Source organism: Nocardiopsis sp. NPDC007018 (assembly GCF_040635075.1).
GTDB lineage: Bacteria > Actinomycetota > Actinomycetes > Streptosporangiales > Streptosporangiaceae > Nocardiopsis.
Genome location: NZ_JBEYHA010000090.1, coordinates 1 through 11,501, shown reverse-complemented (window position 1 = coordinate 11,501; position 11,501 = coordinate 1). Strand labels below are relative to the sequence as shown.

The following is an 11,501-nucleotide window of genomic DNA, read 5'->3' as shown; positions in this document are numbered from 1 at the left end:
CGCCGTTGGGTGGGTTCTTTCTCTTTCCTCTCTTTTTTGTTGGGGTTTGTGCGTTTGTGAATGGTGGGTGGGTGTGTTCTGGGGTCTGTGGTTGAGGTGAGCTGTGGGTACAGGGGCTGTGGTTGCTGTAGCGCGAGGGTTCTACGGCCAACCCGTTTATCCCTTTGGGCCTGTAGGTTCTGTGCGGGTTACTGCGTACCCCTTGTGTGTTGAGGACTCCATTCAGGGCGGGGTGTGTGGATGGTGCTCTGCCCGGACCGCACTTGGCGGACGTGCTCTCGTGTGACACGACTGGCGGTTCAGGGCCAAGCACGGCACCGGGCCACCCCCCAGGACGACTGATGTGTTCGAGAGATGCGTGTCCCCCGGACTGGTAAAGACCCCCGCCGTCCGAGCGCCCGCTTGCCGCTCTACGGCCAACCCGCTCTCCCCGGGAAAGCGCGTACCCGCAGGTTTGTACCCCGCTGTGTCCGGGGTGCGTTGCGCCGTGCGGCTTACTACCGCACGTGATGGGGGGATGACAACTCCCTGGGGTGCACGGTTCCACAAGGGTGTGACTGGTCGTGTACTGCGGCTTTGGTGATGGGTGCCTACGCCATGTCGTAAGCTGGAAGGCACGAGTACTATGACGCGCTGCTACTGCTCAAGGTGGCAGCGCTTTTGAGTGTTGACGGACGGGTTGGATGACTGAGGACAGCCGATCGGGAGACCGCGAGGACTCCGGAGCACACGACCACAGCGGTAGCCGCTCCGGTGAGCCTGGCGGTCGCGGACGGGGAGACGAGTCCCGTTCCCGGTCTGGCTACAGGGGCTCTCGGGACGACAGGAGTGGGTCCCACGGAGGCGGCGATCGCCGTAACTTCCGAGGTGGCGACCGTCGCGACGACCGCGGTGGTTACCGGGGTGGCTCCGGTGGTGGTCGTCGTGACGACCGTCAGGGCGGCTACCGGGGTGACCGGGACCGTCGGGACGATCGCCAGGGTGGTTCCGGGGATCGTGGTGGTTACCGTGGTGGGGATCGCAGGGATGATCGCGACGACCGACGCGGTGGTTACCGGGGCGGACCCGGCGGCGACCGGGGAGGTTTCCGGGGTGACCGGGACCGTCGGGACGGGTCCGGGGATCGTGGTGGTTACCGGGGTGGCTCCGGTGGTGGTCGTCGTGACGATCGCCAGGGTGGTTCCAGGGATCGTGGTGGTTACCGTGGTGGTCCCGGTGGGGATCGTAGGGATCGCGACGACCGACGCGGTGGTTACCGGGACCGGCAGGGCGGTGCGCGTGAGTTCGAGCGGCGGGACGACCGGGACCCGGCGGACATCGCTCCGCCGCTGCCCGACGAGGCCACCTTCGACCAGCTCGACAAGGACACCAAGCGCGACCTGCACTCGCTACCCAAGTCCCTGGCCGAGCTGGTGGGTAAGCACATCGTCGCCGCCGGCATCACCGTCGACGAGGACCCCGAGCGCGCCTACAAGCACGCCGCCTACGCGCGGAGGAAGGCCTCCCGCCTGCCCACCGTGCGAGAGGCCTCCGGCATCGCCGCCTACACGGTCGGCAAGTGGCAGGAAGCCCTGTCGGACCTGCGCGCGGCTCGCCGCATGAGCGGTCGGGACACCTTCCTCGCGATCATGGCCGACTGCGAGCGCGGGCTGGGCCGTCCCGAGCGGGCGCTGGAGATCACCAACGACCCCGCCGCCAAGGACCTGGACGCGGACGAGCGGATCGAGCTGCGGATCGTCGCGGCCGGAGCCCGCCGCGACATGGGCGACGTCAAGGCCGCCCTCGCCGAACTCCAGGTGCCCGAGCTCAAGGAGCGCAGGGCCCGCCCGTACGTGGCGCGCCTGTTCTACGCCTACGCCGACGTCCTGGAGGAGCTCGGCCGCAAGGAGGACGCCCGCGAGTACTTCGCGCGTGCCTCCTCCGTCGACCGCGAGGGCGTCACCGACGCCGACGAGCGGCTGGCCGCGATCGAGGGCGTCGAGCTGGTCGACAGCGACGTCGAGGACGGCGTGGTCTGGACCGATGTCGAGGAGGAGGCGGACGAGGCGGCGGCCGAGGCCGAGGCCTCCGCTCCGCGTGAGCGTCGCAGGGACCGCGACTGACCCGTGACGGGGCGCCGTCGGGTGGCCGAGAGCCACTCGGCGGCGCCGCCGTGTACCTGGGCGGGGTCCCCGAGCGGTACGACTCGGTGGTGTGCCTGACCTACCTGGGGGAACGCCCCCTCCTGGTACGGCACCGGAACCGGGCCTGGGAGTTCCCCGGCGGACACCGCGAACCCGGGGAGGACCTGGTCGCCACCGCCCGCCGTGAGGCACGGGAGGAAGCCGGGGCCACCCTGGGACAGGTGACGTCACTCGGGTACTACGTGCTGTCCGGCGGGCACACCACGGTGGTCACGCACGCGCGGGTCGTCGCCCTGGAGCCCCTCAGCGGAGAGTTCGAGACCGTCGAGGTGCGGGCCTTCGACCAGCTCCCCCCGGAGGAGGAGCTGTCCTGGCCCGATGGCATCTACGCGCACCTGCTGCGCAACCTCGAACTTCCCGGCGCCCGCTAGCCGGGCTTCCTGACGAGTGTGAGCTCGACCCCGAACGTCGTGTACCCGAGTCGGCGGTTGATGGCCAGCATCGGCCCGTTGTCCACGTGGTTCAGGGTGAAGGCGTGGGTGGCGCCGCGATCCCTGGCCGCGTGCAGTGCCGCGACCTTGGTGCGGGTGGCCAGGCCCCGCCCCCTGTACTCGCGGGCCGTTCCGGTCATCGCCGACCCCACCCGGGTGGCGCGGTCCGACGAGTACGCGGAGAACGACACCGGCGCGCCCTGGTGCAGCATGACCATGCTGATGTCCAGGTCCGTGAGCGGGTTGTTCCACACCGCGTCGAGCCACTCCTCGTACGGCATGAACGCCACGGAGGACTCACCGGGTTCGTCGGCGTCCGCGGCCCTGTCGAGCTCGAAGACCGGACGGGGGTCGGCGAGAGCGCTCAAAGCGAGCAGCTCGAAGCCCTCCGGGGCGGGGACGCGGTCGGGCAGTGTGCCGAGGTCGAGCCCCAGGACCTCAGCCTCCCCCTCCGGTTCGTACCCCAGTTCCTCGGCCGCCCGGTGGAAGGACGTGCTCCCGTCCTGCCCGCTCACCGCTCGCAGGACGGTGGCACCCTCCGAGACCAGGCGGGCGTCCGACGCTTCGAGGAGCCGCCTGGGAAGACCACCGCCGCGGTACGGTTCCGCGACGGCGACGAATAGGCTCCGGCCCGTGCGGGTCCCGTCGTGGGCGGTCTGGAGACGGCTCAGGACATGCCCGACCACGGTGTCGCCGTCCACGGCGACCAGTCGGACGTCCCGCGCCCCTGGGAGGGGGTGGGAGAGCCGCCACCGCAGGTGCTCCTCGGTGATGATCAGACAGGGCAGGGCCTCGCGGATGAGCGCGTGGGCACGGGCGGCCTCGGACGCGTGGATGACGCGGATCTGGGGGGTCATGCCGGGAGGCTACCCCGAGTGGTCGCGGGGCCACACGTGGTTTTCCGGCCGCTCAGGCCCGCTCCTCCTCGGCCCGGCGTCGGGCCTCGGCCTGTTCCTGGGCGAGTCGGTCCAACCAGTGCACGATGCCGCTGACGTTGGCCTCCGGGCCGCTGAGCGTGTCCAGGACGGCCGCGGTCCCCGCGGAGGCCTCGGGCGGAAGCGGCCGATAGCGGCTGATCACCTTGTCGCGCACCATCGCGATCGCGTGGTCGAGGTCCCCGCCCGTGTCCCGGGAGTCGCGGACGGTCTCCACCCACAGGCGGAGTTCGCTCTCGGCGCGGTCGATGGTCTCGGCGACGGCGTCGTGCGCGCCGAAGTGGGAGAACATGAGCCGCTGCGCGCCGATGTCGCCGAACAGGCGCAGGGTGCGCAGACAGGCGTCCATGTCGAAGTCCGGCGGCGGGGTGGCCGGGCGTAGGTCCCCGGTGAGGGGGTTGTACACGCCCAGGGCGTCGCCGACGTACAGGTCGCCGGTCACGGTGTCCACCAGGCCCATGTGGTGCTTGGCGTGACCGGGGGCGTGGTGCGACACGAGCCTGCGGCCCGCGCCGAGGTCGATCTCGCCGGTCTCGGCGACGGAGCGGATGCGCGCCGCCTCGGTCGGGTGCATGTGGCCGAACAACGATTCCAGCCGGTCCCCCCACACCATCTTCGCGCTGGCCATCAGACGGCTCGGGTCGGCCAGGTGGCGGGCGCCGCGCTCGTGCACGACGATCTCCGCGTTCGGGAACAGGGTGGCCATGTCCCCGGTGCCGCCCGCGTGGTCCAGGTGGATGTGGGTGACCACGATGGTGGCCAGGTCCTCGGGGGCCAGGCCCAGGCGGATGACGGCGTCGCGCAGGACCGGGGCGGAACCGGCGGTGCCCACCTCGACGATGCAGGGCCTCTCGGTGCGGATGAGGTAGGCGGACACGACCCCCGGGTATCCGGCGAGCATCGTGTCGATCGCGTAGATCTCGTTCCCGAGCGGGGTGATCCCCTCGGGCAGACCGCTGACGTCCACGTCGTCGTGCACGGCGGGCACCCCTCTTCCTCAAGCGTCCTGTGGTCCGCCACGGACCGGTTCCGACTCTAGGACAAGGATGTCACGGCAGCTGACGGCGGGGTCGCGCGGTTGTCCACAGCCCCCGGATACCCCTTTCCCTCCGCCCGCGCCCGGGTCATCCTGGTACCAGCGCGCGCACCAGGCCCCTCCCGGAAAGGCTCGCTCCCGTGCTCGAACCCACTCCCGCCCCCGCGTCGTCGAAGCCCGTCCATTCCACGTCCGGTGCCCCCTCGGCGGTACCCGCGCGGTCCGCTGGATCGGTGCCGTCGCCCCGATCGCGGACCGACCGCCACCGCAACGAGGTCCTCGTGGTGGGGCGGGTCACCGCCGCGCCCCGCGAGCGCGAGCTCCCCAGCGGAGACCGGTTGGTGACCTGGCGGATCTGCGTGGCCCGCCCCGAGACGGCGGGGCACCCGCGTACCCGGGCCGACTCCGTGACTCTGGTGTCGTTCGACCCGCGGCTGTGCGACGCCGTCGCCGCGTGGCGGGTCGGCGACCTCGTCCGGGTGACCGGTGGCCTGCGCCGTCGCGCCTGGCGCGGCTGGAACGGAATCCGCAGCGTGTTGGAGGTGGAGGCGGACTCCGCCTCGCGGGTGGGAGAGGCGGCAACGTGAGGGGGACTACCAGCCCAGGGCGGCGAGGGCCTCGGTTGAGGAGGTCCCCGCGGGGTCGATCGTCTCGTCCGCCCAGACCGCCGCGCACAGCGCGCGCAGGCCGTCCAGCCGGTCGCCGCTCCCGGAGATCCGGACCGCCCCCCGGGAGGCGGTGACCGTCCACCCCCCGCACTCGGTGCGCGCGGTGTCCCCGTCGACGCGGCGCACCGGGCCGGGATGGGCTTCGTTCATCCCCGACACGTTCCACGCCAGGTAACGGGGGCGCTGGTGGAGGGGCGCGGCCAGGGCGTCGCGCGCTGTGGCCACCCCGGACAACACCAGGAGTCCGGCGGCTCCGTGCACGGTGGCGCCCTCGATGTCGGTGTCCAGCCGGTCGCCCACGATGAGGGGGTTGCTCGCGCCGGTGCGCAGCATGCCCTCCTCGTGCAGGGGGCGCTGCGGCTTGCCCGCGACGATGGGTTCCACCCCGGTGGCGTGCGCGATCACCCGTACGAACGAGCCGTTCGCGGGGGTGACCCCCCATTCGGTGGGTGCGGTGGCGTCGGAGTTGCTGGCCACGTAGAGCGCGCCCCGGGACACGGCGAGCGTTCCCTGGTCGAGGAGGTCGCGGCTCATGGACCGGGAGTAGCCCTGGACGACCGCCACCACCTCGTCGGAGGCGACCGTGACGGGGCGCAGCCCCATCCGGCGCACGGCCTGGCGCAGCCCGGTGTCGCCGACCACGAGCACCTCGGAGCCTGCGGGGAAACGGGAGGAGACCAGGCGCGCCGCGGCCTCGGCCGAGGTGACGACGTCCTCGGGGGTCGCGGGAACGCCCAGCTGGGTGAGGTGTTCGGCGATACGGGCGGGGGTGCGTCCGGCGTTGTTGGTGACGAAGGCGACCCGGGCTCCGGCGGCGCGGGCCTTGCCGACCGCCTCGGGGGCGGCGGGCACGGCCGCGGGGCCGATGTAGACCACTCCGTCCAGGTCGAGGAGCATCGCGTCGTGGAGTTCGTTGAGCGGGCGGTCTGCTGCCTGCAGGGACATGGCGCGTGGTCCGATTCCGTGAGGAGGGAGAGGTCCCCTCCAGGCTAGGTCGCCGGGAGCTCGTCGCCGCCTGCGGCCCGGTGTGGGTTCGGTCGCAGCTCCGACGCCTGGCGGTGCTGGACGAGCCACCCGGTGGCGAAGGCGACCGCCTGGGGGAGGGGGAACAGCCTGGCTGTCGCCGATCCCACACGTCCGACGGTCACCGCTCCGGTGGCCTCGAAGTCGGCACCCAGGGCGGGGAAGTCGCTTTCGTCGAGGGCGACGCCGGTGTAGGTGGTCCATCTCCGGTCGCCGTCCGGGGTGCGGATCGCGCAGGAGGATGTCGCCGTGGTTGGTCGGGGCACGCGGTACTCGGCGAGGTGGAAGGCGGTACAGGAGTCGTATCCGGTGCCCAGGAGCAGGACCCGTGCGTCGGCCCGTTCCAGCCGGGCGAGAGGGGAGGCTTCGCCGAGCGCGGACTCCAGGGGGTGCGGGTGCATGAGGTGTGCGGCTCGCGGGCCCAGCGCGGCGAAGGAGGTCTGCGGGTGGGGGCTGCGCACGGCGCCCGGCCAGGTGCGGACCCGTTCGGGCACGCGTCCCATGTAGGCGCTGGGGGTGAGCGCCGGGTCGAACGGGGGCGATTCGGCGCGGATGGTCTCCCACCAGGCTTGGGGGACGGGTGGGTTCTCCCAGCCGGAGGGGTCGGTGTTGTCCATGGTCTGGGTGGGGACCACGAGGTTGCCCGTGGGGCCGATCGCGTCGAGCAGGGCCCGCACCACGGTCTGGTCGCCGCCGCAGACCCAGCCCAGCGAGCGCAGCGAGGTGTGCACCAGGAGGGTGTCCCCGGGGGCCACGCCCAGATGGGTGAGGTGGAGGGTGAGGGAGGAGGCGGTGCGCGGACCGTCCGTCGGGGCGGGGGGTGTGGGCATGGCAGCGCTCCTGTGTTGACGGACACGGGGGACTGGGGACATGCTCGCAGTGTGTACGCGCGTGAGGCCAGTGCTGTCGTGGCGGACTGGAGCGATTTCCCGTTCGGCCGTAGGTCAAGCGGAGATAACGGCCCGCGTTGTCGCAGGTCGTGAAGCGTGAGCCCCACGCACGTGGGGATGGACCGGCGTCACCGCAGGGACACCAGCGCGATTCGACGTGAGCCCCACGCACGTGGGGATGGACCGATCCCTACGCGGAACCCCCTATGTCTGAGAGAGTGAGCCCCACGCACGTGGGGATGGACCGAGTGATCGCAGGGTGCGCAGCCGTTGGGCGGTGTGAGCCCCACGCACGTGGGGATGGACCGCCAAAAGGAGAATGGCGACAGCGAGAACGATGGTGAGCCCCACGCACGTGGGGATGGACCGCCATCATGGCTCTGCTTTCCCGTGACCAGATTGTGAGCCCCACGCACGTGGGGATGGACCGGTGGAGATCGGTGCTGTAGACGCCGCGTACCTGTGAGCCCCACGCACGTGGGGATGGACCGGCCGGGGAGATGGTCGCCGCCGGAGAGATCCCGTGAGCCCCACGCACGTGGGGATGGACCGCGGGCCCGCCGGTGTTAGCGCACCGGCGGGCCGTGAGCCCCACACACGTGGGGATGGACCCTGGCCCACCAGCCAGGGACGGCACACCAGGGAGTGAGCCCCACACACGTGGGGATGGACCGGGCGTCGGTCGTCTCCCGGACGTGCGCTCTCCGTGAGCCCCACGCACGTGGGGATGGACCGGGCGTCGGTCGTCTCCCGGACGTGCGCTCTCCGTGAGCCCCACGCACGTGGGGATGGACCGATGATGTTATTGGTGATATTGGGTCTGACCTGGTGAGCCCCACGCACGTGGGGATGGACCGCTTGCGATCTCGCCCGGGTACTCCAGAGTCACGTGAGCCCCACGCACGTGGGGATGGACCGGTGCAGGACGAACAGGCCGTACTGGTCTGAACGTGAGCCCCACGCACGTGGGGATGGACCGTAGCAGGCCGCCAGCGGTGTGGTCGTCATCGTGTGAGCCCCACGCACGTGGGGATGGACCGACCAACGGCACGACGTTCGCGTGCATCTCCGCGTGAGCCCCACGCACGTGGGGATGGACCGGAGTGACCGTGATCATCGGTCTGGCGATCATGGTGAGCCCCACGCACGTGGGGATGGACCGCACGACCCCAACCGTCGCGAGTACACGCCGCTGTGAGCCCCACGCACGTGGGGATGGACCGGAGGACTTCCTTGCCCACTGCGATCTGCCCGGGTGAGCCCCACGCACGTGGGGATGGACCGTCTCCCGGATGGGCCGCTCCCGCAACACTGCCGTGAGCCCCACGCACGTGGGGATGGACCGCGTGAGTTGGAGGAAGTGTCCTACGCTCTTCGGTGAGCCCCACGCACGTGGGGATGGACCGCCGGACACGGTCAGGGAGAAGCTAGGGAAGTGGTGAGCCCCACGCACGTGGGGATGGACCGCTTGCGCTCGCGTGCCCGGCTGAACACCTGAGCGGTAGTGGAGATGATGGTCGCGATCACTAAGCCCACTCGGCGACTTCCATTAGGCGTTTCAGTGCATCGCCTAGGCATGACATATGAAGCCTAGGCGGTACACTTCCGTATGAGCTTCGCAGACGACCACATCGCCGCCATCACCACTGCTCTGGCCAGCATCGATGATGCCGCCGACCGTGCACGCACAGCCGGAGACATGCTCACCCACGTCCCCGATCTACAGCGCGCACTACGCGAAGTGCGACAGGAAGCCGTCCAGGCGATGCGCGCCGACGGGCTCTCGCACGCAGACGTCGCCGCAGAGCTCGGCATCAGCCGGTCTCGCGCCCAGGGCATCGCTGAAGGCAAGACGACCGCCGCGCGCAAGAAGGCGGAATGACGACAAGCCTCGCCCCATCAAGGGTGACCCCCACGTACGTGGGGGTGGACCGGGGCCGGAAGTTGGTGGGTCCGGGAGGCGCAACTCCTGACCCCCGCCACCACATGCCCTCACGGATGTCGTCTCGGCGTCTGGGCCCGCGCGCTCTCCGAAGGGGAGCCGCACGGGAGTTCGTGAGTTCCGTCCGGGGGTAGTGGGCAGACGCTTACTGGGAGTCCTGCTTGCGGCGCTCGATCTCCTCCAGCTCGCGCTTGTTCTCCTCGTGCTGCTCCGCCCCCTCGTGGAGAAGGCGACGGGCATGCTCCTTAATGCTCTCTTCAGCCACGGCCATCGTTCTCTCTTCCTGACATCCGCCCACTCCACAGCTGCGGTTCGCCATCGCGACGTCCAGCGCATCCGAGGTGTCGCAGATGTTGGTCGGCTCGGTCCCGTCATCCTCGCGCCGAGTGCCGATCCACATGGTCGGCGTTGATTCCCTGACGGTACGGAGAGTGGCACCGGAGCTATGGACACAAGACGTGTCACCTCCCAGAACCAAGCCTGAGAACTGCCACGCTTCGTGGCATCGCTGCTGGTCAGCCAGTGACACCGAGGAACTCCGCGATCTCCCGCTCCTGCCGAGACCACTCGGCGCCTGGGCCTTCAATCCGAGCATGATCTCCGTGGTCCGCTCCACGTTCCGCAGCCGCGGGTGCGCGGACACCTGGACCAGGGCGTACCTCTGCTGTGTGTTCCCCGTGGCTGCCTTTGTCGCGGCCGAATCTCGTCCACCGTCGACAGCGTGACATCCGGTCGGCCAGACACCAGTTCGTTCAGCATCCCGTTCATCAGCGCCGTGGCAGCACCGTAACCACTGGCCAGGTGCGGACATCGGAACTCCCCACCTGTGCGCATCGTGTCGGCGGCCCTACCCTGAGCCCCATGAGTCTCGATGACGCGGTGACCGCAGCCAGAGCCAAACAGGAGCAACAAGCACAGAGCCCGGGGCTCCGAGTAGACCAAGAAGTTGAGATTCAGGAGCTTGCGCGGGAGGCCGTGAAACGTCTACGCGTAGCCCCACGGTCGGAGCAATTCGTGCAGGTGCGCGCCGGGGCAATGTTCGCCGACTATCTCTACGAACGCCGGGGCTTTAAGGCCGTCCGTCAAGAGCGGTGCTGGGTACTGAGCACCGGCACAGCTAGCCGCACCCCCACCACCTGGGCAGCCCCCAGCCGCGTTCTGATCCTGGAAAGCGGAGAGGTGGGCCGTATCTACCGGGAGAAGGTCTTCGAGCGCGATCTCCCGGGCGAGTTCATCACAGAACTACCGTTGGCTCCGCTTCCTTCCGATGATCCATTCTTCGGTGGCCCCGGAGGATCTCACGCGTCTCGCGTCGGTGTTCTGAAGGAGAAGCTGGCGGAGGCTATCGTCACCTACGGGGCGGCGTAGAAAGCCGCGAGGTGGCGGGTTCGGCCACCGGTGAACCCACCTTCTTCAAGTCCAGCTAAGGTCCCAACGGCTCGAACTGTGTCGAGATAGCCGACACCCCCACCGCCACCCTCGTGCGAGACGCGCAGAACCGAGGCCTCGGCCATCTCGACATCACCAGATGCCAATGTTCCGCGCTCATCCGCACCTGCCGCTGACACAACTAGAGACCCACCCGCCACACGCACCACAGACTTGAAGATGCATGGACTCCAGCCCGGCGCGCCCCACGTCAGCACACGCCCGCAACGTCTCATCAGTGGTCATGGTGCTGCTCTCTGTCAGATCATCATCACCACGGGTGCCCGAACCGGTCGTCTCGTCAGACCCACGCACGTGGGGATGGACCGGGGTTGGCACCGACGCTGGCGACGATCGCGGAGTGAGCCCCACGCACGTGGGGATGGACCGCGATCGGCTACCTCATGCACAAGTGGCCGGGTGTGAGCCCCACGCACGTGGGGATGGACCGCCATCCGGGTCCCGCTCGCGAAGGCCGCCCGCGTCCTGCGCCGGGAGGCCGACCAGTGCGGAGAGGTCGCCGACGGGTTCACCAACTCCCCGGAGATGATGACCGTCTTCGCGGGCGGGGTGGTCATGAACGACGTGGCGCGTGCCGCTGACACGGTGCTGGTCTGCATCCCCGAGCTGCTGACTGCCGCTGAGGGTCACCACCACACCGCGTGGGTGCTGGGCGGAGCATCTCGACCGTCCCACCGGGTGACCCGGGACGTCAGTCGGGTGTCGGACCCGTCCGGGGCGTCAAATGCACCTCGCTTTCAGCGGGGCGGGTCAGTTCAGGTACCGGTGTAGAAACGCATTGTCACTCCACTTGCCATAGCCCCATGAGTTGTAAATCCTTACACGGATATCGACGGAGAGCGCCTGACTCTTAGAGCTCATCTCAAAAGCCCTGCGAGATGCTCCTGAGCCTGGCATGATCACGTCCTGTGAGCGATGTGTTGCCCGATGGGCTCTGGGAGATC

Annotated in this window: 11 protein-coding genes, 1 pseudogene and 1 CRISPR repeat array; of the genes and pseudogenes, 6 read left to right on the top strand and 6 right to left on the bottom strand. The window is 69.6% G+C overall.

The window, feature by feature from the left end; translation table 11 throughout:
* Positions 1 to 623: 623 nt before the first annotated feature.
* The gene (locus ABZ635_RS26555; RefSeq protein ID WP_357769920.1) at positions 624 to 1,385 is read right to left on the bottom strand and encodes a hypothetical protein; all 762 of its coding nucleotides are present in this window, start codon (positions 1,383 to 1,385) and stop codon (positions 624 to 626) included.
* A 27-nt stretch (positions 1,386 to 1,412) separates the two neighbouring features.
* Between ABZ635_RS26555 and ABZ635_RS26550 the strand changes: the two genes are divergently transcribed.
* Positions 1,413 to 2,102, top strand: a complete 690-nt coding sequence (locus ABZ635_RS26550; RefSeq protein ID WP_357769918.1) for a hypothetical protein — start codon at positions 1,413 to 1,415, stop codon at positions 2,100 to 2,102.
* Between the two features lie 50 nt (positions 2,103 to 2,152).
* Positions 2,153 to 2,554 carry an NUDIX domain-containing protein gene (locus tag ABZ635_RS26545; protein ID WP_357769916.1) on the top strand — a complete coding sequence of 134 codons (402 nt, stop codon included), beginning with the start codon at positions 2,153 to 2,155 and terminating at the stop codon, positions 2,552 to 2,554.
* Here the strand turns inward: ABZ635_RS26545 and ABZ635_RS26540 are convergent.
* Both ABZ635_RS26540 and ABZ635_RS26535 read right to left on the bottom strand, forming a co-directional pair.
* On the bottom strand, positions 2,551 to 3,471 hold the full coding sequence (locus ABZ635_RS26540; RefSeq protein WP_357769915.1) for a GNAT family N-acetyltransferase: 921 nt from the start codon (positions 3,469 to 3,471) through the stop codon (positions 2,551 to 2,553). The genes ABZ635_RS26545 and ABZ635_RS26540 overlap by 4 nt on opposite strands.
* A gap of 52 nt (positions 3,472 to 3,523) precedes the next feature.
* A complete protein-coding gene (locus ABZ635_RS26535; protein ID WP_357769922.1) occupies positions 3,524 to 4,528 on the bottom strand; it encodes an MBL fold metallo-hydrolase in 1,005 nt (334 codons plus the stop codon).
* 290 nt (positions 4,529 to 4,818) lie between these two features.
* Here ABZ635_RS26535 and ABZ635_RS26530 point away from each other — a divergent pair, with 290 nt between their 5' ends.
* A complete protein-coding gene (locus tag ABZ635_RS26530) occupies positions 4,819 to 5,172 on the top strand; it encodes a single-stranded DNA-binding protein (protein WP_357769913.1) in 354 nt (117 codons plus the stop codon).
* 6 nt (positions 5,173 to 5,178) lie between these two features.
* Here ABZ635_RS26530 and ABZ635_RS26525 read toward each other — a convergent pair whose 3' ends face one another.
* A complete protein-coding gene (locus tag ABZ635_RS26525; protein ID WP_357769912.1) occupies positions 5,179 to 6,198 on the bottom strand; it encodes an HAD-IIA family hydrolase in 1,020 nt (339 codons plus the stop codon).
* A 44-nt stretch (positions 6,199 to 6,242) separates the two neighbouring features.
* Positions 6,243 to 7,106 carry an AAC(3) family N-acetyltransferase gene (locus tag ABZ635_RS26520; protein WP_357769910.1) on the bottom strand — a complete coding sequence of 288 codons (864 nt, stop codon included), beginning with the start codon at positions 7,104 to 7,106 and terminating at the stop codon, positions 6,243 to 6,245.
* A gap of 156 nt (positions 7,107 to 7,262) precedes the next feature.
* Positions 7,263 to 8,633: direct repeats of the CRISPR family, unit length 29 nt; unit sequence GTGAGCCCCACGCACGTGGGGATGGACCG.
* 142 nt (positions 8,634 to 8,775) lie between these two features.
* Here ABZ635_RS26520 and ABZ635_RS26515 point away from each other — a divergent pair.
* Positions 8,776 to 9,048: a hypothetical protein gene (locus ABZ635_RS26515; protein WP_357769908.1), complete on the top strand. Its 273-nt coding sequence runs from the start codon at positions 8,776 to 8,778 to the stop codon at positions 9,046 to 9,048.
* 205 nt (positions 9,049 to 9,253) lie between these two features.
* On the opposite strand, the gene ABZ635_RS26510 is transcribed toward ABZ635_RS26515, so the two are convergent.
* Complete coding sequence (locus ABZ635_RS26510; protein ID WP_357769906.1) at positions 9,254 to 9,379, bottom strand: hypothetical protein; 126 nt, start codon at positions 9,377 to 9,379, stop codon at positions 9,254 to 9,256.
* 590 nt (positions 9,380 to 9,969) lie between these two features.
* On the opposite strand from ABZ635_RS26510, the gene ABZ635_RS26505 reads away from it, so the two are divergent.
* Entirely contained in the window at positions 9,970 to 10,476 is a 507-nt protein-coding gene (locus ABZ635_RS26505) for a hypothetical protein (protein ID WP_357769904.1), read from the top strand.
* A 74-nt stretch (positions 10,477 to 10,550) separates the two neighbouring features.
* A pseudogene (locus ABZ635_RS26500) lies at positions 10,551 to 10,673 on the top strand (DUF397 domain-containing protein); the annotation flags it as partial.
* Positions 10,674 to 11,501 lie beyond the last annotated feature (828 nt).